Genomic DNA, 22,222 nt, shown 5'->3' with positions numbered 1-22,222 from the left:
GGGAGGGGGCGCGGCGCTGGTCATGGCTGCCTCCGGGGGTCGGGTCGACTGGTAACCCCACTGGAGCACTCGTCCGGGACCGGCGCGCCCGCGGCTACTGCGAACGGGTGGACGCCGTGCGGCCGGACCCGTGCCGTTCCCGGCGCAGCGCCGGGTGGTCCGCGACGACCGTGCACGAGCCGGGTGCGATCTCCGTGAACCCCGCGTCGCGGACCAACGGAAGCCCCATGCCGGTCAGTTCGGACCAGCGGGCCGCCTCGGCCGTCCGGACGGCGAGCGGGAACCCCGCGTCGCGCCAGGCGGTCCGCTCCCCGTCGGACAGCTCCCACCAGGCCAGTTGTGCGGCGTGCCCGGCCTGGGCCATGGCCTTGCCGGCCGACATGCCGAGGTCGGGGTTCAGCCACAGCACGGGGGCAGCCGGGTCCGCGTCCACGGGCGGCTCCGGGTCGTCGAGGTCGGTGCCGGACACCTGGAGCCTGGCCAGGTCCTTGGGCCAGCCGTCCAGCGGGACGGGCGGGAAGACCCGCACCTCGGCCGATTTGCCGGTGACCGTGATGCCGGGCAGCGCCTCGGCCCGCCGCCACTCCGCGCCCCGGGCCCGCCGCACCACCTTGCGGATCCTGGCGTCCTGCCAGTCCCGCATCGCCCCGGCCCACTCGCCCTCGCCGGCCGACCTCTCGTCGGCCAGGATCGTCAGCACGGCCCGGGCGGACGTCTCCAGCGCGTCCGTACGCGCCGGCGGCTCCGTCTTCTCGATCCGTACCACCAGCGGCAGCACGAACTGCGGTGCCTCGTCGCGCGCCGAGGGTTCGGACCGGAAGGGGCTGTCGCTCACGGGCGTCGGGTCTTCGCTCACGAGACCCAGTGTGCCAGCCGGGAGATCGTGCAGGACGGCCGCGGGCGACCCGGTGGGCCGGCCTCCCGCGGATCACCCTGAACAGGCGGTGCGCTGCGCCTCCTGCCACTCGCAGACGGGGCAGAGCGTGATGCCCTTGTACGACTCGGGGTGCTCCGTCGGCTCCCGGCACAGCACGCACTCGGCGTACGGCGGCCCGTCCGCGAGGGGTGGCCTGGTCGCGTCGATCAGGCAGTAGTCGTCGTCGCTCATACGTCCAGCGTAGGTCCGGGGCGAGCCCTCAGAGGTCCCGCTGTTCCAGGGGTTTGGTCGCCGGGCCCTGGATCACCTTGCCGTCGGTGTCGAAGCGGGAGCCGTGGCAGGGGCACTCCCAGGCGCGTTCGGCGGCGTTGAAGTCGACCAGGCAGCCCAGGTGGGTGCAGCGGGCGGAGACGGCGTGGAGGCCGCCGTCCTCGTCCCGGTACACCGCGACCCGGTGGCCGTCGGCCCGGACCACCGCGCCCTCGCCGGGCGGCAGGGACTCCACCGGCGGGGAGGGCCGCAGCCGGTCGCCCACGAAGTGACCGGCGACCTTGGCCTGCGTCTTGAGGAACGCCGGCGCCTCACGCACCGCGGTCTTCAGCCGGCGCGGGTCGTACAGCCCGCTCCACTCGCACTCCTCGCCCGTGATCTGCGCGGTCAGCAGCCGGCCGGCCATGATGCCGCCGGTCATGCCCCAGCCGCCGAAGCCGGTGGCCACGTACGCGTGCCGGGCGCCGGGGTGCAGCGGGCCGACCATCGGCACCGTGTCGGTCGGCTCGGTGTCCTGGGTGGCCCACCGGTGGGTGACCTCCAGGTCCGGGAAGTGGCCGGTGGCCCAGGCGGTGAGGCGTTCGAGACGGGCCCGCGGGTCGGAGGTGCCCGGCGTGAAGTGCTCGCCGGTGACGATGAGCAGCCGCCGGTCGCCCTCGTGAGGCGCGGTGCGCACCGAACGGGTGTCCTCGTCGGGCGTGATGAACATGCCGTCCGGGTCCTGGCCGGCGGGGATGGTCCCGGCGACGACCAGTTCGCGGCGCGTGGACAGCCGGGCGAACAGCAGGGCCCGGTCGAAGATCGGGTAGTGCGTCGCGACGACGACGTCCCGGGCCCGTACGGTCGCCCCGGTCGCGGTCGACAGCCTGCACGGCTCGCCCTCGTCCAGGCCGAGGACGGTGGTGTCCTCGAAGATCCGCCCGCCGTGTTCGACCAGGTTGGCGGCGAGGGCCAGCAGGTACTTGCGCGGATGGAACTGCGCCTGCCCGGTGACTTCGACCGCGCCCGCCACGGGGAACGGCAGCCCGGTCTGCGTCACGAACGAGGCGGGCAGCCCGGCCTCGGCGGCGGCCTCCGCCTCGGCGCGCAGTTGCGCCACCCGGCCCGGGTCGCGCGCGTAGGTGTAGGCGTTCCTCGTCTCCCACTCGCAGTCGACGCCCAGTTCCTGCGCGATCCGGGCCGCGTGCCCGATCGCCTCGGACTGGGAACGGGCGTACAGCCGAGCGCCCTCGGGACCGCGGGTGCGCCGCAGCTTGTCGTAGACGAGCGTGTGCAGCGCGGTGACCTTGGCGGTGGTGTGCCCGGTGACGCCGGCCGCGACCCGCCCGGCCTCCAGCACGGCCACGCTCCGCCCGGCCCGCGCCAGCTCCCACGCCGTGCTCAGGCCGGCGATCCCGGCGCCGATCACGGCCACGTCGACGTCCAGATCCGCGTCCAGTGCGGGGTGGTGGCCGTCCGGTGCGGTCTCGAGCCAGTACGAGCTGCTGACCTGGTGTTCTTCGCCCATGGCCGGCGAGTACCCCTCTGCGTCCGCTTCAGTGTCGGGCGGGTCGCTTTACAGCGGGGGCGGACAGGACTAACCTACAACCAAATGGTTGTAGATGAGCTGAGTGACGAGACGGTGGACCGGCTGTTCCACGCCCTGGCCGACACCACGCGCCGGGACATACTGCGCCGCTGCGTGCGCGGGGAGCTGTCCGTGTCCCGGCTGGCCGAGGCCTACCCGATGAGCTTCGCCGCGGTGCAGAAGCACGTCGCGGTGCTGGAGCGGGCGGGTCTGGTCACCAAGGAGCGCAGCGGACGGGAGCAGCTCGTGCGCACCGACCCCGACGCGGTGGGCCGCGCGCGCCAGGCCCTGGACGAACTCGAGTCGGCGTGGCGCGGCCGGGTTGACCGGATGGCCCGGCTCCTCGCCGAGGACCCCGGGACCGAAGAGAACGACACGACGGAAGGACCCGAGCGATGAGTGTCACCAGTGTCGACAAGGACCTCGACGCCCTCACCCTCACCCTGATCGCCGACTTCGCCGCCCCGGTCGAGCGGGTGTGGCGGCTGTGGGCCGACCCCCGGCAGCTGGAGCGCTGGTGGGGCCCGCCGACCTACCCGGCGACCGTGGAGGAGCACGACCTCACCCCCGGCGGAGAGGTCACCTACTTCATGACCGGCCCGGAGGGCGACCGGCACCGCGGCTGGTGGCGGATCACCTCGGTCAGCGAGCCGACGGCCCTGGAATTCACCGACGGCTTCGCCGACGACGACGGCAAGCCCAAGGACGACATGCCGACCATGTCCGTGACGGTGCGGCTCAGCGCCCGCGACGGCGGCACGCGCATGGAGATGCGCTCCCTGTTCGAATCGCGCGAGCAGATGGAGCAGATGGTCTCCATGGGCATGGAGGAGGGTCTGAAGGAGGCCGTCGGCCAGATCGACGCCCTGCTCGCCGCCTGAATCGCCGGGTGCCTCGACGGTCCGGCGGGGCGCCGGGTGTCGCACCCGGCGCCCCGGTCCCGAGCGGAGCGCCGGCTACCGGCGCCAGGGGCCCGTCACCGCGAACGTGGTGCCGGGCGTGTAGCAGTTGACGTACATCGTGTCGCCGTCCGGGGAGAAGGTCACCCCGGCGAACTCACCCCACTCGGGCTCCTCGGGGGTGCCGATGTTCTGCCGGTTGCGGGCCATCGCGTAGACCTGGCCACGCCTGGTGACGCCGTAGACGTGCTGGGCGCCGTTGCCGTCCTCGCAGACCATGAGGCCGCCGCTGGGCGCCAGACAGATGTTGTCCGGCGACTCGCCCGGCAGCTGTACATCGGTGTCCGGACCGAAGACGATCACCAGGGTGAGCCGGCGGCGCTCCGGGTCGTAGCGCCAGACCTGCCCGAAGTGGTCGGCGGCCGAACCGTCCGACCGGCGCGCGAAGGACGACACGAAGTACACCGAACGGCCGCCCCAGTAGCAGCCCTCCAGTTTCTGCGCGTGCGTGATGCCCTTGCGGCCGAAGTCCTGGAACCGGATCGGCGTCTGCGCGGCCTGCGGGTCCGGGACGTCCACCCACTCGATGTGGTCGAACTCGGCGCCGACGCCCTGGATGGACGACAGATCCGGCACCCCGGGCACGCGCATGGCCTGGAGCCGCCCGCCCGCGCGCAGCGAACCCCTGCCGCCCAGCGGCCGGTCGGGCAGGAAGCGGTAGAAGAGACCGAAGGGCTTCTCGAAGGCGTCCTCGGTCTCGTACACCACGCCCCGCCGGGGGTCGACGGCGATCGCCTCGTGCGCGAAGCGGCCCATCGCGGTCAGCGGCACGGCCCCGGTGCGGTGCGGGTCGGCCGGGTCGACCTCGAAGATGAAGCCGTGGTCCTTGGTGTAGCCGTTGGTGCCGGCCTTGTCCTCGGTCTCCTCGCAGGTCAGCCAGGTGTGCCAAGGGGTGGGCCCGCCTGCGCAGTTCACGGCCGTGCCGGCGATTGCGACGCGCTCCGACTGCACCCTGCCCCGGGAGTCCAGTGTCAGCGCCGTACAGCCGCCCTTGCCGGCCGGGTCGTAGGTGAGGCCCTCGACGGTCGGGACAGGGATCTTGCCGGTGGCGCGGTTCTCGTGGTTGCGGACCAGGTGCACCCGGCCGCCTCTGCCCGGGAAGGCCGACATGCCGTCGTGGTTGGAGGGGACTTGGCCCTCGCCGGAACGGAGTGGGTCCCCTTCGCGGGAGAGGATCCGGTAGCCGAACCCCTCCGGAAGGTCGAGGACGCCCTTCGGGTCGGGGACGAGCGGGCCGTAGCCGGTGCGGCCCATGCCCTGTGCGGCGGCGGTACCGGTGAAGAGTTCGGACAGGGCACCGGAGAACGCGATCCCGACGCCCAGGGCGCCCGTTGTGGCGAGCATCTGACGTCGTGTGGCGGAGCGACCGGATTCGGTCATGGGGAAACCTTCCTGCTGGCGGACAGGAACTGTGATCCCGCTGTGTCTATCACCTGGTGCGGGCAGCGGGAACCACGCGCGTAGCGCGGGTCACTGCTCCACCGCGCGCCGCAACTGCTCCATGGCCTCTCCGGCCTGCTCAGTGAGGTCGGCGGCGCGCTCTCCGATCTCCGCGCGCTCCGTGCTCCCCGCGTGTCCCGACGCCTCCCCGCGGCCCGGGGTCTCCGCATGACCCGCACCTTCCGCGGGAGGCTGCCCGCCCCGCTCCAGGAACCGCAGGAGCTCCACCGGAATGGGCAGGACGAGGGTCGAGTTCTTCTCCGCCGCCACCGCCATGACGGTCTGCAGCAGCCGGAGCTGGAGTGCCGAGGGCGTGTCGGCCATCTGGCGGGCGGCCTGGGCCAGCTTCTTGGAGGCCTGGTACTCGGCGTCGGCGTTGATGAGCCGGGCCCGCCGCTCCCGGTCGGCCTCGGCCTGGCGGGCCATGGAGCGCTTCATGGTGTCCGGCAGGGAGACGTCCTTGATCTCCACACGGTCGATGGTCACGCCCCACTCCACGGCGGGGCTGTCGATCATGAGCTCCAGGCCCTGGTTCAGCTTCTCGCGGTTGGACAGCAGATCGTCCAGCTCGCTCTTGCCGATGATCGAGCGCAGCGAGGTCTGGGCCATCTGCGAGACGGCGAAGCGGTAGTCCTCGACGTTGACGATCGCGGCCGCCGGGTCCACGACCTTGAAGTACACCACCGCGTCGACCCGCACGGTCACGTTGTCCCGGGTGATGCCCTCCTGGGCCGGCACGGGCATGGTCACGATCTGCATGTTGACCTTGCGGAGCCGTTCCACCCCCGGAACGATCATGTTGAAGCCGGGCAGCCGCACGTCCCCGCGCAGACGCCCGAGCCGGAAGACGAGCCCCCGCTCGTACTGCTTGACGACCCGCGCCGCGCAGGCCAGATACACCAGCGCACCGGCCCCTACCGCGGCCACCACGCCGACCACCTCTTCGACCATGCCGACCTCCCCGTTCAGAGGTCCGAATCCGTCTGCTTCTGTAACGATATGCCCGAACTGGGACGCGGGGCCATGCCCGGTGGCCGGGGCGGAACGGGGGCGGACACGCGTGGTCCGGGGCGCGCAGCCGGCGCGCCCCGGACCCGTGCCCGGGTGATCCGGTCGGACGGCTAGCCGGCGGTGACCTTCTCCGCCGGGGCCTCCTCGGGTTCGGTGACCTTCACCGGCTCCGTATCCGTGTCGCTGTGGCGTGCGGCCCAGTTCTCCAGGGCCGTGCGGCAGGCGTGGTCGAGGTGGTGCAGACCGGAGAGGTCCAGCTCGACCGGGCGGTCCTGCGGCAGGCCCTCCAGGCTGTCGAGGATCTTCGGCAGCCGCAGGAAGGTCGCGTTGCCGGACAGGTAGGCCTGGATCGGGCCGGCACCCTTGTCGATGATCTCGAGCTTGATGTGCGAGGCCTCCCAGGCGGTCTTGACGACCGACAGGGCCAGACCGATGAGCACGCCCTCGAACATGTTCACCGCGACGATCGACACGGCGGTGACGACCAGGATGAGCGCCTCGCCCCGGTGCTCCCTCCACAGCGGCACGATCTTGGCGAACGGGATCAGCTTCCAGCCCGCGTGGACCAGGATGCCGGCGAGGGCGGGCAGCGGGATCAGCGCCAGCGTGGACGGCAGCAGCGCGGCGAACAGCAGCAGCCACACGCCGTGCATCACCCGGGACGCCTTGGTCCTGGCGCCCGCGCCGACGTTGGCGGAGCTGCGGACGATGACCGCGGTCATCGGCAGTGCGCCGAGCACACCGCAGACGGTGTTGCCCGCGCCCTGCGCCATGAGCTCCTTGTCGTACCGGGTGCGCGGGCCGTCGTGCAGCCGGTCCACGGCGGCGGCGCTGAACAGGCTCTCGGCGGAGGCGATCAGGGTGAAGGCGACGATCGTGCCGATGATGCCGATGCCCACACCGCCGAAGGCGTCCAGGCCGGGCGGCTGGATGGAGTCCAGCAGGCCCTTCACCTCGACCGTGGCGACCGGCAGGTCGAAGACGGCGTTGGCCGCGATCGCCAGGATCACCGCGGCGAGCGCGCCGGGCACGGCCTGTGCCTTCTTCGGCAGCTTCTTCCACAGCACCATCACCGCGATGGTGGCCGCGCCGAGCGCGAGGGAGGTGAGCGCCGCCGTGCTGCCGGCCGCGTCGACGGCGGCACCGGGCAGACCCACGATCTTGTCGATGCCGGAGGCGGGTGCCTTCAGTCCGGCCGTCGCATACAGCTGGCCGGCTATGAGGACCAGACCGATTCCGGCCAGCATGCCCTCGACGACCGAGACGGATATCGCGCGGAACCAGCGGCCGAGCTTCAGCGCGCCCATGACGAGCTGGAGCAGACCGGCGGCCAGCACGATGATGCCGAGCGCGGGCAGCCCGTAGGTGTCGACGGCCTCGACGACCAGCACGGTCAGGCCGGCGGCCGGCCCGGACACCTGCAGGCTGCTGCCCGGCAGGAATCCGGTGACCAGTCCGCCCACGATGCCGGTGACCAGGCCGAGTTCGGCCGGGACGCCGGAGGCGACGGCCACGCCCACGCACAGCGGGAGCGCGACCAGGAACACGACGAGCGAGGCGGTGAAGTCCTGCCTGAGGTAAGGGAACTTGGTCATGACGCCCCTCACAGCTTCTCGAAGGAGTCGGTGTCCGCGCGGTGTTCGCGCACGATGCCGGTGTGCACTTCGTAGAACCAGGGGCGCAGGCCGAGCCGCCCTTCCGCCAGCCGGCGCTCGACACAGGGGTACGACCGCAGGCGCAGGACCTGGGCGAGGACGTGGTTCTGCACGGCCTCGGCGACGGTCGGGTCGGCGGGGTCCTCGCAGGCGGGCTCGTCGGCGGCGCGTGCGAGCCAGTCGCGCACCGCCGGTACGGCGGCGAGGTCGTCGCCGCGTACCACCGCGCCCACGGCGCCGCAGTGCGAGTGGCCGCAGACCACGATCTCCTTGACGCCGAGCACTTCCACGGCGTACTCGATCGTGGCCGCCTCCGACGTGGGGTGCTCGAACGAATGCGGGGGGACGACGTTGCCCGCGGTGCGCAGCTCGAAGAGCTCGCCGGGACGGGCGCCCGTGATCAGGGCCGGGACGACCCTGGAGTCGGAGCAGGTGATGAACAGGACGTCGGGGGACTGGCCCTCGGCGAGGTGGGCGAACTCCTCAGGGCGCTGTCCGAAGCTGCGGGCGTTGTCGATGAGGGGTTGCATGAGTGTGGTGACTCCTCCTGGCGCGCAGTGGGGGCGCGTCGGACGGGCATGACAGGGTGGGGGGAACTGCGGTACCGCTCAGCAGCGGAAGACCTGCAGGGCTGCCGGGGTGTGCGACGTCGAGGATCTCGACGCGTGGTGGTGCGCGGCGCCGGGTCCGGCCGGTTCGGGCACCGCCGGCTGGGTGTGCCGGCGCAGTGGCCGCTCCGGCGCCGAGGGCGCGGAGTCGGCGGTGTGGGACCGGTCGCGGGTCCGCAGGGGACCGGTCGGGTCCCCGTGGTGTCCGGCGCGGCAGGTGGCCGTCTCGTCGCGCAGAGCCTTTCCGGGGGGCTTGTGTCCGGGACGTGACGACGTGCCCGAGGGCCGTGTTCCGGGCTGAGCCGTGGCCTCGACTTGACTGTGTGTATGCGCGGTTGCGAAGGACGCGGTCGGTGCGAAGAACTGGAGGGCGAGCAGAGCGGCGGCGAGGGCCGCAACCACGGTCCGTGCCGTCCGGCCTCGGTACATGCGCCCCCCTCCCGTGATTCCATGCGTCTAGCGCGGACCAACACTTGGTCAACGGCTGGTCAAGAAACACGTTAACCCTGCAAGGTCGTTTGCAGGGTTAACTTAACGTTTCAAGCTGAAGAGAGCCTGAAAACCGCAGGTGGGATGGCTTGAACAAGCCCTACCCATGGGGTAGTCGGTGCGGTAATGGAGTTGCGGTCAGCGGGACTCCAGCAGCTTGCCGGCGTCGCGGGCCAGCGCGGTGAGCCGGGAGATGGCCCGGAAGTACTTCTTTCGATAACCGCCGTTCAGCATCTCGTCACTGAACAGCTGGTCGAAGGGCAGGCCCGAGGCCAGCACGGGCACCTCGCGGTCGTAGAGCCGGTCCGCGAGGACGACGAGCCTGAGGGCCGTCGACTGGTCCGGAACCGGCCGCACACCGGTGAGGCAGACGGCCTTGATCCCGTCGGTCAGAGCGCCGTACCGGCTGGGGTGGACCCGGGCGAGATGCTCCAGGAGGGGCGAGAACGCGTCGAGCGAGGCGCCCTCGGTGGCGTGCGCGGCGTCGGTGACCTGTTCGTCGGAGTACGGCGCCGGCGCCTCCGGCAGGCCGCGGTGCCGGTAGTCCTCGCCGTCGATGCGCAGGGCCTGGAAGTGGGCCGACAGGCCCTGGATCTCGCGCAGGAAGTCGGCCGCGGCGAACCGGCCCTCGCCGAGCTTGCCGGGCAGCGTGTTGGAGGTGGCGGCGAGCGCCACGCCCGCGTCGACCAGCTTGCCGAGCAGCGTGGAGACCAGGACGGTGTCGCCCGGGTCGTCGAGCTCGAACTCGTCGATGCACAGCAGGCGGTGGCCGGACAGGGTCCGCACGGTCTGCTGGAAGCCGAGGGCGCCGACCAGGTTGGTCAGCTCCACGAACGTGCCGAACGCCTTCAGCTCGGGCTCGGCCGGGGTCGCGTGCCACAGGGACGCCAGCAGGTGCGTCTTGCCGACGCCGTACCCGCCGTCGAGGTAGACGCCGCGCGGGCCCGCGGGGGCCTTCTTCGGCGCCTTGCCGAAGCCGAACAGCCGCCGCTTGCCGGATCCCGCGGCCGCGCCCGGGCCGAGGCCCGCCGAGAAGCCCTCCAGGACCCGTACGGCCTCCGTCTGGCTGGGCTGGTTCGGGTCGGGGATGTACGTACTGAAGCGGACCGAGTCGAACCGCGGCGGCGGCACCATCTCGGCGACCAGCCGGTCCGCGGGGACATGCGGCTCACGGGCACACAGGGACAGCGGGGCCGGGTCGGTTATGGGGCCGGATCCGGAGGGGGCCAGGGGAGAAGACACGGTTCACCATGCTACGGCGCGTGGAACACTGCACGGCATGCGACGTCTGTTCCCTGTGACCGATGAAACAGCAGCTCCGGCGCCGGGCGGCGGGTCCGGTGAGGGCGCCGGGCGGGAGTGGAGCCTGGCGGAGCTGGCCGCCGCGTACGCCTATCCCGAGCCGGGGCCAGGCGGGCCCGCGCCGTGGCTGCGCGCCAACATGGTGTCCACGCTGGACGGCGCCGCCCAGCACGACGGCCGTTCGCAGCCCATCTCCAGCCCCACCGACATGCGCATCTTCGGCACGCTGCGGGCGCTCGCGGACGTCGTGGTCGTCGGCGCGGAGACCGTGCGCAAGGAGGGGTACCGGCCGGCCCGCGCGCGGGAGGACTTCGCGGCGCTGCGGGAGGCGGCCGGGCAGCAGCCCGCACCCGCGATCGCGGTGGTCACCGCCAGCCTCGACCTGGACTTCTCGCTCCCGCTGTTCGCCTCGCCCCTGGTGCCCACCCTGATCCTCACGGGTGCCGCGGCAGCCCCTGACCGCATCGCCGCCGCCGAGAAGGCGGGCGCCCGGGTGGTGACCGCCGGGGACGGCATCGGTGTCGACCCCGCCCGCGCCGTCCGGGCCCTCGCCGACCTCGGCCACACCCGGCTGCTCACCGAGGGCGGCCCGCGCCTGCTCGGGCAGATGGTCGCGGCGGGCGTGCTCGACGAGCTGTGCCTGACCGTCTCCCCGATGCTCACGGCGGGCGACGCCCAGCGCATCGCCGGGGGGCCCGCGGTCACGGTCCCGCATCGCTTCGGGCTGGTGTCGATGCTGGAGGAGGACGGCTTCCTCTTCACGCGCTACGGGCGGTCCCGGGCGGCGCACTGAAACGCCGGACCGGGGGTAGGAGGTGTCGGCGGCCGGGACGTCCGGCCGGCGGTCGGTTCGCCCGAAAGCAGGGGTGAACCTCACTGTCAGTCCGTTAATCAGCGGAATATGCCGTTCTGTTTGGTTTCCGGAGGGCACACTGGATCCGGCAGTACCCGTGCGACACGGGCAGGATGGTTTCCGCAGGTCCGGTGCGGTCCGCGGAGGAGTGGGGGCCACGGGCCCCCGGAGGAGAAGGGGCGCCTGGTGTTCACAAGCGTTTTGATGATCGAGAAGGCGCTGACGTCGGCCGACGTGGAGTTCGTCACCACCTTGCACGGCGAGGAGCAGGTCTCCTTCCAGGTGCTGCTCCAGCCGCGCGGCGAGCAGGCGGACCGCCTGCTGCGGGCCATCGACGACGTGGCACTCGGCGAGCTCGACGAGGCCGTGCGCGAGGGGGAGACGCCCGAGGGGGAGGAGGCCCTGAGCGTGGGGCAGCGGGCGCTGGAGGTGTCACTCGCCGCGTTGCGCACCTCGGGCAGTCCCGCGCAGGGACGGCTGATCGAGGACCATCCGCTGGACGCGCTGAAGTCCCTGGTGGAGGAAGCCGGCGCGGACGAGGTCATCGTGCTGACCGATCCCCACTACGTGGAGGAGTTCTTCCACCGCGACTGGGCGTCCCGGGCCCGGCACAAGGTCGGGGTGCCGGTGCTGAAGCTGTTCTCGCACAGCAAGGCGTAGGGGCGGGTCCGCGGGCCCGGCACCGCCCCGCGCGCTCCTGAAATAGGGTGGGGGCGCTCACTCTCGTCACCCGAACTTGGAGACACGCATGGCAGCCGGCCTTCCTCCCGCCATGGACCGACCGCACTTCATCGGGATCGGTGGGGCCGGCATGTCGGGGATCGCGAAGATCCTCGCGCAGCGCGGTGCCGTCGTGGCGGGCAGTGACGCCAAGGAGTCGGCCACAGCACAGGCGCTGCGGGCGCTGGGGGCGACCGTGCACATCGGGCACGCCGTCGAGCACCTCGCCGACGACGCCAGCTGTGTGGTGGTGTCGTCGGCGATCCGGCAGGACAACCCCGAGCTGGCCCGCGCGGCCGAGCTCGGCATCCCCGTCGTGCACCGCTCCGACGCGCTCGCCGCCCTGATGGACGGGCTGCGGCCGATCGCCGTCGCCGGTACGCACGGCAAGACGACCACGACGTCGATGCTGGCCGTGTCGCTGAGCGAACTGGACCTGAAGCCCTCCTACGCCATCGGCGGGGACCTGGACGCCCCCGGCTCCAACGCGCTGCACGGCGAGGGCGAGATCTTCGTCGCCGAGGCCGACGAGTCGGACCGCAGCTTCCACAAGTACGCCCCCGAGGTCGCGATCGTCCTCAACGTCGAGCTCGACCACCACGCCAACTACGCGTCGATGGACGAGATCTACGCCTCGTTCGAGACGTTCGTGGACCGGATCACCGAGGGCGGCACGCTGGTCGTCTCCGCCGACCACGACGGCGCCCGGGAGCTCACCCGCCGCGTCCGGGCACGCGACGTGACCGTGGTGACGTACGGCGAGTCCGACGACGCCGACGTGCGCGTCCTGTCGGTCGTGCCGCAGGGGCTCAAGAGCGAGGTCACCGTGGTGCTGGAGGGGCAGGAGCTGACCTTCACGGTCTCCGTCCCCGGCCGGCACTACGCACACAACGCGGTCGCCGCGCTGGCGGCGGGCGCGGCCCTCGGGATCCCGGCGGCCGACCTGGCCCCGGCGATCGCCGCCTACACGGGCGTGAAGCGGCGGCTCCAGCTGAAGGGCGAGGCCGCGGGCGTCCAGGTCATCGACTCCTACGCGCACCACCCCACCGAGATGACCGCCGACCTGGAGGCCATGCGCGCCGCGGCGGGTGACGCCCGGATCCTGGTCGTCTTCCAGCCGCACCTCTTCTCGCGGACCCAGGAGCTCGGCAAGGAGATGGGGCAGTCCCTCGCCCTCGCGGACGCCTCCGTCGTGCTGGACATCTACCCGGCTCGCGAGGACCCGATCCCGGGCATCACGAGCGAGCTGATCATCGAGGCGGCCCGGGCCGCGGGCGCCGACGTGACGCCGGTGCACGACAAGGCGGACGTCCCGTCGGTCGTCGCGGGAATGGCGAAGCCGGGTGATCTCGTTCTCACCATGGGAGCGGGCGACGTCACCGACCTCGGCCCGCACATCCTGGACCGTCTGTCGAACTGAGGGGCTGGAGGCTCATGCCGTACGACGTGGAGAAGCCGGACGAGCAGTGGCGCGCGGAACTGACCCCGGGCGAGTACGCGGTCCTGCGGCAGGCGGCCACTGAGCCCGCCTTCACCGGTGAGTACACCGACACCAAGACCCGGGGCGTCTACTCCTGCCGCGCCTGCGGTGCGGACCTGTTCACCTCGGACACGAAGTTCGAGTCCCACTGTGGCTGGCCGTCCTTCTTCGACCCCAAGGACAGCGACGCGGTGGAGCTGATCGAGGACCGCTCGCACGGCATGGTGCGGGTCGAGGTGCGGTGCGCCCGGTGCGGCTCGCATCTCGGGCACGTCTTCGAGGGCGAGGGGTACCCGACGCCCACGGACCAGCGGTACTGCATCAACTCGATCGCGGTGCGGCTCACGCCCGACGCGAACTGAACGGGTCCGGCGGTTCCTCCGGACGGACGGCCCGGAGGAACCCGCGGACCCGCTCGCGGCCTTCCTCGTCGGCGAGGAGGCCCGAGTCCAGCAGGCCGGTCCCGGCGTCCGCGCACTGCGCGCAGACCTCCTTGAGGCGCTCACTCAGCGTCGCGCGCCGGCTGCCCGTGGTGGACCGCATCTCCTTGCGGACCTCCACGGCGTGCCCGTAGAGCGCGGCCACGTGCCGTTCCCGGGCGCCCGCGTTGTCCGGGTTCTGCGCGCACACCCGCCCCAGGTCCTCGGCGACCGAACGCGCGGCGCTCACGGGATCCCGTCCGCTCCGGTCCTTGGCCAGCACGGCCTTCACGACCAGCGTGCGACGGTCCCGCACGGTGTCGGCGTCCGTCCACCGCCCGAGTTCCGCGGTGATGTCCGACGCCTCGGGAACCTCCCTGCCCGACGTGATCCAGCCGTCGTAGGCCTCGATCAGGAGGCGGCGCAGCGACTCGTCGTCGGGCTCGTCGAGCAGGAGCTCACGCACCCGGTGCACGGCCTCGGTGAACCGTCCGCCGGTGATGTCGAGGCGGATCTGCGACAGGGCGACCTGCCGCCGGCCCCGCGCGCCGAACGCCTCGCGGAGGGCCCGCGCCAGCATCTGCCGGGCCTCGTCGTGCCGGTCGAGGGCGCTGAGCACCACGGCCAGGGTGCGGGCGGGGCCCGTGGCGCCGGGGGGCCGTTCCACCCAGCGTTCCAGGGCGGTCACGGCGGCCGTGAGGACGGGGCGTTCCCGCTCGTCGGCGGGGCGCCCGGCTTGGCGCCGCGACGCGTGCGCGGCCTGGCCGAGGTCGCCGGCGGTGGTGTGCGCGACCGCCAGGTTGCACGGCCGGATGCAGAGGGTCGTCGGCGAGCATGGCGTTCCACCCCCGCCGGGCCGCCGCCGACCGTCCCAGCCGCTGGTCGGACTCGGCCCGCAGTCCGCCGAGGCAGGTCCGCAGCATCACCACCGCGTCCCGGTGCCGGAGCCCGGCCGGATAGCGGTCCAGGGTCCACTGCGCTTGCCCCTGACCCATGTCGAGCAATGGGTACCGGTCATCTTCGCCCTGTCGTACCTCGTGGGCTTCTGCGCCGTGGTCTCGCGGTGAGGGGCGTGCTCAGCGGCGGATCCGGCACTCCTGCTGCGTGAGGCGCTTGGTGTCCCCCGCGGTACGCCGGCACAGCTCGTGCGTGGTGGAGGTGCCGTCGTCGGTGCGGCGGACCTCCTTGAGGACGATGCTGTGCCCGGTGCGGTCGCCGTACAGCGGGGCGCCGGTGAAGTCGATGGTGCCGGTGGCCATGCCCTCGATCTTGACGCTGCGCAGGTTCACCCAGGTCGAGGCACGGCTCTGCGGCCGGTCGCCCCGGGTGGCCGCCCAGAACAGGGCGCGGGTCGCGTCATGGGCGAGGGCGGTCTGCCCGCTGGCCAGAGCGGGGCTGTCGTGGCGCAGGCGGTCGTCCCGCAGTCCGGGCAGGTGCTTGGCGGCGTCCAGGTAGAAGGCCGTTCCGGTGGCGGCCTTGCGCAGCTCCGCGAGGGCCGCGTGGTACAGCGTGACCTTCGGTGCGACGGACTGGCCGCCGCCGGCGAAGTCGGCCTTGGACAGGTCGTCGCCGGTGAGGATGGCCAGGGGCTTCCCGGCGCAGCCCGGCTCGGTGCCCAGCTGGGTCATCAGGGGATCGATGTCCTCCACCCGGCCCGCGAAGTAGATGACGGAGGGGACCCGGCTGCCCCGGCAGATCTCCTGGGCGTGCGAGCGGAGTTCGGGCTTGCCGCCGGTCAGGGTGTAGCGGCGCTGAGGGAGCGGGGTGAAGCCCTGTCTTCGCAGCATCTCCTGGCCGTAGCGCGCCTGTTCGTCGGTGTAGAGGTCGTCGGTCTTCGCCGTGTCGCGGGCCAGGACGAGGGCGTACTGCAGCCGGTCGGGGGTGCGCAACTGGGCGGCGATCAAGCCGAGTTGCTGGATCTGCCACTCGTCCGTGGCGGCCAGGCTGAACCAGTTGGCGAACTCGCGGGGCAGATAGGTCGCGGAGTTCGTGCCCGAGACGATCGGCAGGCCGGCCTCCATCAGGGTGCGGGTCGTCGCCCGGCTCGACTTCAGGTCGCGGCCGGTCCCGACGACCCCCACCACGGTCGGGTCGTGGGCGGCGTACGCGGCGATCGCCTCGGCCATCTCCTCCTGGTGGCCCAGGTCCACGCCGCCGTTGGCGATCAGGACGCGCAGCTTCACGCTGGAGTTCTCGTTGATGACGGCCTGGGCCAGATACACGCCGGCCAGTTCCTCGGCGCCCTTCACCAGGGAGGAGCCGGCCGAGGTGTCGGCGCTGAGCGGCCCGGCGTAGACGACGGTGACGTACGTACCGGCGTGGCCGTCGAGGACCTTCGCGTTCTGCCGGGCGATGCGGTCCTCCAGGTCGGCCACCGTCCACGGCGTCCCGTCGTCGGCCGTGAGCGCCTTGACGTCGTCGCCCGGCTCGGACGCGGGCAGCCAGTCGGCGAAGCGGAGTCCGTCCGTCGCTATGCCGATGCACTCGGTGCGGCCGTCGGGTGCCTGCTCGCGCCGGGTGTCCCGGTTGGCGGTCAGCACGGACGCCGAGCAGTACCGGTCGTGTAGGGCGTCGGCCCGCATCACGGTGGCCGCGGACAGCAGGGCGATCACCAGGACCAGGGTGTGCAGGGCCCACACCAGCCGGGCGAGGGTCGGCCGGGAGGAGGCCCGCAGATGGTGGCGGCCCTCCTCCAGAGGGCCCAACTGGTCGTGCGGCAGCGGGATCTTCATCACCCACGGCAGGACGGACCGCTCCCGGCTGGGCGACTGCTCGGCGCGCAGGTTGCGGCCCCACTCCCGGTACCGGCTGCGCAGCCGCACGCCGAACGTGGGCGGCGTCGCGTCCGGGGCGGGCGGCGTCTGGACGACACTGCGGTCCAGACGCTGCACGTCGTGCGTGCGCACCGCGGCGACCACGAGCAGCGGGTCGAGCTCGCTGCGCCGGCTGCGGACGTCGCTGATGGCCCGGATCAGCTCGACGCCGCCGTTGCGGTCGTCCGCGTGGGGCAGGAACAGCATCGGCGGGCGCGGCCGTTTGAAGCCGCGCAGGTCCCAGCTCCAGCGCCGGTGGTTGTCCCGCAGGTCCTCGCGCAGCGCCAGCACACACAGCTGGAGGTGGAAGTCGCCGCCCGCCCTGAGCGCCTCGGCCACGTCGTAGGCGCGGGCCGCGATCGCCTTCCAGGAGCGCACCGGCCGCAGCAGCGACACCTCGGTGGACTCCTCCTGGTCCGCCGCCCTCAGGAAAGTCGTCGTCAGGAACCAGCGGCTCTCCCGGCGCAGCCACAGGAAGATCGGCGCCCGCCCCGGCAGGACGTAGTTGAGGACGGTCAGCAGCAGCAGGAAGACGAGACCGGCGCCGACCGCGACGTACCACTCGCTGCGGGCCAGCAGGGCCGCGAGCACGGTCACGAGGCTCGCCGGGAGGATGTGCGCCATGTCGAACAGCGGCAGGCCCGAGCGCCAGCGCGCGGCGTTCTTCGGCCGCCAGCGCTGCTGCGCCAGCTCGTCCAGCAGGCGCCGATGCTGGTCCTGCCCGGCCTCGGGGCTGTTCGGGGCGGGCGACGGCCAGCTGTCGCCGAGCGCCGCGACCGCGTCGTCGATGGCGTGCACCAGCCGCAGCCGGGGAAACGCGTAGCGCCGGTAGAGGGCCTTCGGGCCGCCCCACTTGCGCGGGTCGCTCAGCGCCCGCACCAGGGCCGCGGCCCGGCGCACCTCCGTGGAGCCCTCGTAGGCGTCCTGGGTCACCGCGCAGCGGGTGCCGTGCGCCTCCTGGCCCGCGTGCAGCTGCCGGACCAGCCCGGCCACCGCGTCGTCGTCCCGGCTCTCCTGCGCGTGCACGACGAACACCGGCATCGGCGGTTCGGTGCTCCTGCGGAAGTCCTGGATGAGGATCTCGAGCTGGTTCTGCAGATGGCGCCCGGCGTCGCTCTCCGGCATGCCGTCATGGCCCCCAGGGCAGTCCGGCGGCGTGCGTTCGGCGTTCACCATGGGTAACCCCCGTTAACCTTCGGCGACCTATGAGGTTAACCGGTGCGGGTGGTGTGGGAGAGGGTGACGCACGAACTCCTGTTCCGTCCCGGTCATTGCAGCCGCCCGCCCCCGATCCCCACATTGGCCTGACTACGTAGTCGAGCAAGCCCTTTCCCCCAGTGAGAGCAGGGTGACTTCGTAGTCCATGCTGTGTCGGCCGCCTTGCTCCTGGGCCGCTACCGCCGCATCGGCGTGGTTTCGCTGGCACGTCGCTCTACGGCCCCTCGGCCCGGCTCTTCCAGGCCCGCCTCGTCACGGAGTTCATATCCGGCGGACAGCACTGGACGACCAACGGCACCTGGTCTCGTCCTCGGTCCCCGCGCCGGCTACGGCGACACCGAGGCCCGGGCCCGCACCGGCCTCCAGCCGGGCCGGCCGGCCGAGGCGGCCGGGGTGACGTACGACGAGTTCAGCAACCTGCGCGACCCGCTGCCCGTCACCGGCACGGACCTGCTCCCCTTCCCGCCCGGCGCGCACGCCCTGCACTGGGCGGACGGGCTGTCGCCACGGGGCGCCGAGACCCTGGCGGCGTACGAGCACCCGCACTTCGGCCGCCGGCCCGCCGCTACCACGCACCGCCACGGCGCGGGACGCATCACCTACGTGGGCATCGTGCCCGATCCCGCCTTCGCCCGGGCGCTGTTCGACCGGTACGCCCCGGACGGCTCCCGGCGTCCGGCCCACCCGAGCGTCACGGCGACCTCGGCGACCGCCCGGGACGGCCGCCGGGTGCGCTTCCTGCGCAACTGGTCGTGGCAGGAGGTGTCCGTACCGGTGCCGGCGGCCCTGCGGGACGCGCTGTCGGACGCCGTGTACGCCGGCGCGGTGCCGCTCGGGCCGTGGGACGTCAAGGTGCCGCGGGAGGAGTAGTACGCACAACCATCCTTGCGGCCCGGGGAGTTCCGGCCGCCCGTTCGCTGGGCATCGTGTCAGGGGCGTGGGCCGCGCCGTCCCGGAGGGGGAGCGGGCGGGCCGTGCCGTCCGGGCGAAGGGATGAGAAGCCATGACGTCACCGCTGCCCTCGGGAGATACGCTGCCGCAACCGGTGCTGAACCCGCCGGCGTCCGTCGCGGTGTTCCTGGTCGCCACGATCGAACCCGGTGGGGAGGGCGCCGTACGGGAGGTCCTGGGAGCGCTGGCGGGCCTGGTGCGGTCCGTCGGCTTCCCCAGCCCCGACGGCGGGCTGGGCTGCGTCGCCGGGGTCGGATCCCGGGCGTGGGGCCGGCTGTTCGGCGGTCCGCGGCCCGCCGAACTGCACCCGTTCCGCGAACTGGCCGGGCCCCGGCACCACGCGCCGTCCACCCCCGGCGACCTGTTCCTGCACATCAGGGCCGCCCGCACCGATCTGTGCTTCGCGCTGGCCGCCGAACTGCTGCGGCGGCTGCGCGGCGCCGTCACCGTACGGGACGAGACGCAGGCCTTCTCCTACTTCGACTCGCGCAACCTGCTCGGCTTCGTCGACGGCACCGAGAACCCGGTCGGGCAGGCGGCGGCGGACGCGGCGCTGGTCGGCGAAGAGGATCCCGCCTTCCGGGGCGGCAGCTACGCGCTGGTGCAGAAGTACCTGCACGACGTGGACGCGTGGGACGCCCTCGCCGTCGAGGCGCAGGAGAAGGTGATAGGCCGCACCAAGCTCACCAACCTGGAACTGGACGCGCCCGGTTCGCACAAGGACGTCAACACCGTCCTCGGCCCGGACGGCGCGGAGCAGAGGATACTGCGGTCGGCGATGCCGTTCGGCAGGCCCGGGCACGGGGAGTTCGGCACGTACTTCGTGGCCTACGCGCGCACGCCCGGGATCCCCGAGACGATGCTGCGCAAGATGTTCCTGGGCGGGCCGGGCTCGGGCCCCGACCCGCTGCTGGACTACTCGCGCGCGGTCACCGGAAGCCTGTTCTTCGTGCCACCCTCGGGCTTCCTGGAGGACCTGACGGACAGCTGACCGGCGCCACCGGCTCACGCCGTCGCGACCGGCCCCGCCACCCCCGGAAACCCGGCGCTGCGCAGCACCCGCCTGCCCGCGTCCACCGCGAACACCTCGCAGTTCTCGCGGGCCGCCGCCCACGCGACACCCTCCGCGCCGAGGGCGAACGCCGCCGTCGCGACCGTGTCCGCCTCCGTCAGGGTCGGCGCCACCACGGTCAGGCTGCGGAGGCCGGTCGCGGGGCGGCCGGTGCGGCCGTCGAGGATGTGGTCGCCGCGTTCGTAGCGGGCGGAGGTCGCCACGGCCCGGTCCGTGACGTCCAGGACGGTGCAGAGCCGGTCGGTGCGCTCGGGATGGCGTACGCCCACGCGCCAGGGGCCGCCGGAGGCGATCACGTCGCCGCCGGCGTTGAGGCAGAAGCGCCTCGCACCGGCCGCCGACAGCAGGTCCGCCCCCTTCTGCACCGACCAGCCCTTCACCACGGCGCAGGGGTCGAGGCGGCGGCCCGGGAGGCGGACGTCGAAGGCGCCCCCGGTCGCGATCCGGTACTCCTCGCACAGGTCCAGGACCTCCCGGAGCCCCGGACTCGGCGCGCGCACCTCGCCCCGGTCCAGCCGTGACACCTCGCTGTCGGGGCGGAACGGGCTGAACCGCGCGTCGGCCTCGCGCAGCCAGGCGAACAGGTCGTCCACCGGCGCCCCGGGGAAGTCCTCGTCGTCGATGAGCACCGACACCGGGAACCCCATGACGTGCTCGACGCGGCGCATGCCGTCAGCCCCTCGCGTCGAGGGCGGCCTGGAGCGACTCCTTGTAGCCGTCGCTGGTGACCGTCGCGCCGGACACCGTGTCGATGTCGGCGCTCTGCGCCCGGAGGGTCTCCTCGATCAGCTGCGGCACGGCGGCCGTGGTCTGCGGATGGTCCGGCTGCCGGAGCATGCGCACCGAGGCGATCTCGTCGCCGTCGAAGGTGACCTCGACCTGGACCGGGCCCTTCTCGGTGTCGACGGTGGATCCCGACACCACCGTGGAGGTGGTGCCGCCCGACGACGAGACCGAGGGCGTCGAGGCGGGCGCCGAGGCGGCCGGGGACGACCCGGCGTCGTGCGAGGGGTCGTAGCGCCAAAGGGGGATCAGGCCCGCGACGCTCAGGACGAGGACGGGTACGGCTCGCTTCACGACAGTCTCCTCGTCATCCGGCCAGGCTGAAGCGTTCGAAGTGGGTCTGCGGCCCCGGCACGCCCAGCTCGCGCAGGCTGCCGAGGACGGCGTTCATCATCGGCGGCGGACCGCACAGGTAGACGTCCCGGTCGGCGATGTCCGGCACCAGCCGGGCCAGTTCCCTCGGCGCCAGCCGGTCGGGCACGGGCGGGCCGGTGACCAGGTGCAGCTCGGCGCCCCGGGCGAGCGCGAGGTCGCGCAGTTCGTCGAGGAGGACGGCGTCCCGTTCGGTGGACACCCGGTAGATCACGACCGTGTGACCGTGCAGTTCCTCCAGCAGGGCCCGGATCGGCGTGACACCGACGCCACCCGCGATGAGCACGGCGTCGGGCCGGGTGCGGTGCAGGGCGGTGAAGGCGCCGTAGGGGCCCTCGGCGAACACGCGCGTGCCGACCTTCAGATGCCGCAGGGCCGCGCTGCCGTCACCGGCCCGCTTGGCGGTCAGACGCAGCGTACGGCCGTCGGGGGCGGCGGACAGGGAGAACGGGTTCGCCTGCCACCAGCGGTCCTTCGTCAGGAACCGCCACAGGAAGAACTGCCCGGCCCGGGCGGGCAGCCGGTCCAGGTCACGGCCCGTGATGTAGACCGACACGACGTCGTCGCTCTCGGGCACGACCGCCGTCACCCGGAGCCGGTGGCGGAGGTTGCGCCACAGCGGCAGCACCAGCCGGCCGGCGCACACCGAGGCCAGGGCCAGACCCCACACGCCGTACCAGTAGGCCGTCGCCACCGGCGACGAGGCGAACGTCGTCCCCGCGGCGACCTGGTGCGTGAACGCCAGCACCACCGCCACATAGGTGTACAGGTGGATGAAGTGCCAGGTCTCGTACGCCAGCCGGCGCCGGGCGTAGCGGGCCGAGACCGCGCCGACCACCAGGATGATCGCCAGGGCGACGATCGCCCTCAGCACACCCTCGACGGTCTCGGCGAGGTCCACCAGCTGGTTCACCGGGTCCAGCGAGGAGGATTGGGCGTAGCCGAAGACGATGAACACGGCGTGCGACAGCAGCAGCCACAGCACCGAGAAGCCGGTCCAGCGGTGGAAGGACGTCAGCCGGTCCATGCCGATCCGCCGGTCGAACCACGGCAGCCGCGCCACCAGAAGCAGCTGGAACGCCATCAGCAGCGCCGCGTACAGGCCGGTCAGCCGGCCCAGCACGATCAGCGCGTTCGAGGCGAAACCCGCCTGCGCGAAGAACACGGCCACGACCGCGGCGTTCGCCAGCAGCACCGCGTACAGGCCCGTGCGGCCCACCACCGAGGGGCGCACGCCCGGGTGGGTCGCCACGGGGGGTTGTCGGAGGGTCGTCATGGTCGGCAGCTCCTTGATCGGCTCCTGGGACACCGAGCTTGGCGCGGGGGAGCTGTCGGGAAGCTGTCGCCGGACTTTCGAGTTTCT

21 protein-coding genes are annotated in these 22,222 nt (G+C 72.6%); 8 read left to right on the top strand and 13 right to left on the bottom strand.

The window, feature by feature from the left end; translation table 11 throughout:
- Positions 1 to 94 precede the first annotated feature (94 nt).
- From K4G64_RS19600 to K4G64_RS19590, 3 genes are all read right to left on the bottom strand, one after another.
- Positions 95 to 856, bottom strand: a complete 762-nt coding sequence (locus K4G64_RS19600; RefSeq protein WP_221757317.1) for a peptidyl-tRNA hydrolase — start codon at positions 854 to 856, stop codon at positions 95 to 97.
- Between the two features lie 72 nt (positions 857 to 928).
- Positions 929 to 1,108, bottom strand: a complete 180-nt coding sequence (locus tag K4G64_RS19595) for a hypothetical protein (protein WP_031106086.1) — start codon at positions 1,106 to 1,108, stop codon at positions 929 to 931.
- A gap of 28 nt (positions 1,109 to 1,136) precedes the next feature.
- Positions 1,137 to 2,654 (bottom strand): FAD-dependent oxidoreductase, encoded by a 1,518-nt coding sequence (locus tag K4G64_RS19590; protein ID WP_221757316.1) that lies wholly within the window; start codon positions 2,652 to 2,654, stop codon positions 1,137 to 1,139.
- 84 nt (positions 2,655 to 2,738) lie between these two features.
- On the opposite strand from K4G64_RS19590, the gene K4G64_RS19585 reads away from it, so the two are divergent.
- Together K4G64_RS19585 and K4G64_RS19580 are read left to right on the top strand one after the other, a co-directional pair.
- On the top strand, positions 2,739 to 3,113 hold the full coding sequence (locus K4G64_RS19585; RefSeq protein WP_221757315.1) for a helix-turn-helix transcriptional regulator: 375 nt from the start codon (positions 2,739 to 2,741) through the stop codon (positions 3,111 to 3,113).
- The gene (locus K4G64_RS19580) at positions 3,110 to 3,595 is read left to right on the top strand and encodes an SRPBCC domain-containing protein (protein ID WP_221757314.1); all 486 of its coding nucleotides are present in this window, start codon (positions 3,110 to 3,112) and stop codon (positions 3,593 to 3,595) included. Before K4G64_RS19585 ends, K4G64_RS19580 begins: the two co-directional genes overlap by 4 nt.
- Before the next feature lie 75 nt (positions 3,596 to 3,670).
- Here K4G64_RS19580 and K4G64_RS19575 read toward each other — a convergent pair whose 3' ends face one another.
- The 5 genes from K4G64_RS19575 to zapE all read right to left on the bottom strand — a co-directional run bounded on the left by K4G64_RS19575 (position 3,671) and on the right by zapE (position 10,118).
- Positions 3,671 to 5,053, bottom strand: coding sequence for a PhoX family protein (locus tag K4G64_RS19575; protein ID WP_221757313.1), 1,383 nt, complete (start codon positions 5,051 to 5,053; stop codon positions 3,671 to 3,673).
- 90 nt (positions 5,054 to 5,143) lie between these two features.
- Entirely contained in the window at positions 5,144 to 6,064 is a 921-nt protein-coding gene (locus K4G64_RS19570; protein ID WP_221757312.1) for a slipin family protein, read from the bottom strand.
- A gap of 170 nt (positions 6,065 to 6,234) precedes the next feature.
- Positions 6,235 to 7,719, bottom strand: a complete 1,485-nt coding sequence (locus K4G64_RS19565) for a SulP family inorganic anion transporter (RefSeq protein WP_221757311.1) — start codon at positions 7,717 to 7,719, stop codon at positions 6,235 to 6,237.
- Positions 7,720 to 7,727: 8 nt separating this feature from the next.
- Entirely contained in the window at positions 7,728 to 8,309 is a 582-nt protein-coding gene (locus K4G64_RS19560) for a carbonic anhydrase (protein ID WP_221757310.1), read from the bottom strand.
- A gap of 705 nt (positions 8,310 to 9,014) precedes the next feature.
- Positions 9,015 to 10,118 carry a cell division protein ZapE gene (gene zapE, locus K4G64_RS19555; protein WP_221757309.1) on the bottom strand — a complete coding sequence of 368 codons (1,104 nt, stop codon included), beginning with the start codon at positions 10,116 to 10,118 and terminating at the stop codon, positions 9,015 to 9,017.
- Positions 10,119 to 10,155: 37 nt separating this feature from the next.
- Here zapE and K4G64_RS19550 point away from each other — a divergent pair, with 37 nt between their 5' ends.
- From K4G64_RS19550 to msrB, 4 genes are all read left to right on the top strand, one after another.
- Positions 10,156 to 10,971 carry a pyrimidine reductase family protein gene (locus K4G64_RS19550; protein WP_221757308.1) on the top strand — a complete coding sequence of 272 codons (816 nt, stop codon included), beginning with the start codon at positions 10,156 to 10,158 and terminating at the stop codon, positions 10,969 to 10,971.
- A 246-nt stretch (positions 10,972 to 11,217) separates the two neighbouring features.
- Positions 11,218 to 11,691, top strand: coding sequence for an indole-3-glycerol phosphate synthase (locus K4G64_RS19545; RefSeq protein ID WP_221757307.1), 474 nt, complete (start codon positions 11,218 to 11,220; stop codon positions 11,689 to 11,691).
- Positions 11,692 to 11,779: 88 nt separating this feature from the next.
- A complete protein-coding gene (gene murC / locus K4G64_RS19540; RefSeq protein ID WP_221757306.1) occupies positions 11,780 to 13,171 on the top strand; it encodes a UDP-N-acetylmuramate--L-alanine ligase in 1,392 nt (463 codons plus the stop codon).
- A 14-nt stretch (positions 13,172 to 13,185) separates the two neighbouring features.
- Complete coding sequence (gene msrB, locus K4G64_RS19535; protein WP_221757305.1) at positions 13,186 to 13,593, top strand: peptide-methionine (R)-S-oxide reductase MsrB; 408 nt, start codon at positions 13,186 to 13,188, stop codon at positions 13,591 to 13,593.
- On the opposite strand, the gene K4G64_RS19530 is transcribed toward msrB, so the two are convergent.
- Complete coding sequence (locus K4G64_RS19530) at positions 13,574 to 14,338, bottom strand: hypothetical protein (protein WP_221757304.1); 765 nt, start codon at positions 14,336 to 14,338, stop codon at positions 13,574 to 13,576. The genes msrB and K4G64_RS19530 overlap by 20 nt on opposite strands.
- Before the next feature lie 388 nt (positions 14,339 to 14,726).
- Positions 14,727 to 17,588, bottom strand: a complete 2,862-nt coding sequence (locus K4G64_RS19525) for an ABC transporter substrate-binding protein (protein WP_260460671.1) — start codon at positions 17,586 to 17,588, stop codon at positions 14,727 to 14,729.
- Positions 17,589 to 17,831: 243 nt separating this feature from the next.
- Between K4G64_RS19525 and K4G64_RS19520 the strand changes: the two genes are divergently transcribed.
- Both K4G64_RS19520 and K4G64_RS19515 read left to right on the top strand, forming a co-directional pair.
- Positions 17,832 to 18,551: a beta-galactosidase trimerization domain-containing protein gene (locus tag K4G64_RS19520; protein WP_308122425.1), complete on the top strand. Its 720-nt coding sequence runs from the start codon at positions 17,832 to 17,834 to the stop codon at positions 18,549 to 18,551.
- 133 nt (positions 18,552 to 18,684) lie between these two features.
- Positions 18,685 to 19,623 (top strand): Dyp-type peroxidase, encoded by a 939-nt coding sequence (locus K4G64_RS19515; RefSeq protein WP_221757302.1) that lies wholly within the window; start codon positions 18,685 to 18,687, stop codon positions 19,621 to 19,623.
- A 14-nt stretch (positions 19,624 to 19,637) separates the two neighbouring features.
- Here the strand turns inward: K4G64_RS19515 and K4G64_RS19510 are convergent, their stop codons facing one another.
- From K4G64_RS19510 to K4G64_RS19500, 3 genes are read right to left on the bottom strand one after another with little or no spacing between them, the layout of a single operon-like run.
- Positions 19,638 to 20,372, bottom strand: coding sequence for an FAD:protein FMN transferase (locus K4G64_RS19510; protein ID WP_221757301.1), 735 nt, complete (start codon positions 20,370 to 20,372; stop codon positions 19,638 to 19,640).
- Between the two features lie 4 nt (positions 20,373 to 20,376).
- A complete protein-coding gene (locus K4G64_RS19505) occupies positions 20,377 to 20,781 on the bottom strand; it encodes an FMN-binding protein (protein ID WP_221757300.1) in 405 nt (134 codons plus the stop codon).
- Between the two features lie 13 nt (positions 20,782 to 20,794).
- Entirely contained in the window at positions 20,795 to 22,135 is a 1,341-nt protein-coding gene (locus K4G64_RS19500) for a ferric reductase-like transmembrane domain-containing protein (RefSeq protein WP_221757299.1), read from the bottom strand.
- Positions 22,136 to 22,222: the final 87 nt, after the last annotated feature.

Origin of the sequence: Streptomyces sp. WAC04114 (assembly GCF_019733245.1) — a bacterium.
GTDB lineage: Bacteria > Actinomycetota > Actinomycetes > Streptomycetales > Streptomycetaceae > Streptomyces > Streptomyces massasporeus_A.
Note: the sequence above shows the minus strand (reverse complement) of the source record. Positions and strands in the feature narration are given on the sequence as shown.

What these genes read in the sequence shown, in the direction of transcription:
- K4G64_RS19510 (WP_221757301.1), bottom strand. Translation starts at nt 20,372, where the DNA reads ATGCGCCGCGTCGAGCACGTCATGGGGTTCCCGGTGTCGGTGCTCATC.
- K4G64_RS19570 (WP_221757312.1), bottom strand. Translation starts at nt 6,064, where the DNA reads ATGGTCGAAGAGGTGGTCGGCGTGGTGGCCGCGGTAGGGGCCGGTGCG.
- K4G64_RS19575 (WP_221757313.1), bottom strand. Translation starts at nt 5,053, where the DNA reads ATGACCGAATCCGGTCGCTCCGCCACACGACGTCAGATGCTCGCCACA.
- K4G64_RS19595 (WP_031106086.1), bottom strand. Translation starts at nt 1,108, where the DNA reads ATGAGCGACGACGACTACTGCCTGATCGACGCGACCAGGCCACCCCTC.
- msrB (WP_221757305.1), top strand. Translation starts at nt 13,186, where the DNA reads ATGCCGTACGACGTGGAGAAGCCGGACGAGCAGTGGCGCGCGGAACTG.
- K4G64_RS19590 (WP_221757316.1), bottom strand. Translation starts at nt 2,654, where the DNA reads ATGGGCGAAGAACACCAGGTCAGCAGCTCGTACTGGCTCGAGACCGCA.
- K4G64_RS19585 (WP_221757315.1), top strand. Translation starts at nt 2,739, where the DNA reads ATGGTTGTAGATGAGCTGAGTGACGAGACGGTGGACCGGCTGTTCCAC.
- K4G64_RS19525 (WP_260460671.1), bottom strand. Translation starts at nt 17,588, where the DNA reads ATGCCGGAGAGCGACGCCGGGCGCCATCTGCAGAACCAGCTCGAGATC.
- K4G64_RS19550 (WP_221757308.1), top strand. Translation starts at nt 10,156, where the DNA reads ATGCGACGTCTGTTCCCTGTGACCGATGAAACAGCAGCTCCGGCGCCG.
- K4G64_RS19565 (WP_221757311.1), bottom strand. Translation starts at nt 7,719, where the DNA reads ATGACCAAGTTCCCTTACCTCAGGCAGGACTTCACCGCCTCGCTCGTC.
- K4G64_RS19515 (WP_221757302.1), top strand. Translation starts at nt 18,685, where the DNA reads ATGACGTCACCGCTGCCCTCGGGAGATACGCTGCCGCAACCGGTGCTG.
- K4G64_RS19580 (WP_221757314.1), top strand. Translation starts at nt 3,110, where the DNA reads ATGAGTGTCACCAGTGTCGACAAGGACCTCGACGCCCTCACCCTCACC.
- K4G64_RS19560 (WP_221757310.1), bottom strand. Translation starts at nt 8,309, where the DNA reads ATGCAACCCCTCATCGACAACGCCCGCAGCTTCGGACAGCGCCCTGAG.
- K4G64_RS19500 (WP_221757299.1), bottom strand. Translation starts at nt 22,135, where the DNA reads ATGACGACCCTCCGACAACCCCCCGTGGCGACCCACCCGGGCGTGCGC.
- murC (WP_221757306.1), top strand. Translation starts at nt 11,780, where the DNA reads ATGGCAGCCGGCCTTCCTCCCGCCATGGACCGACCGCACTTCATCGGG.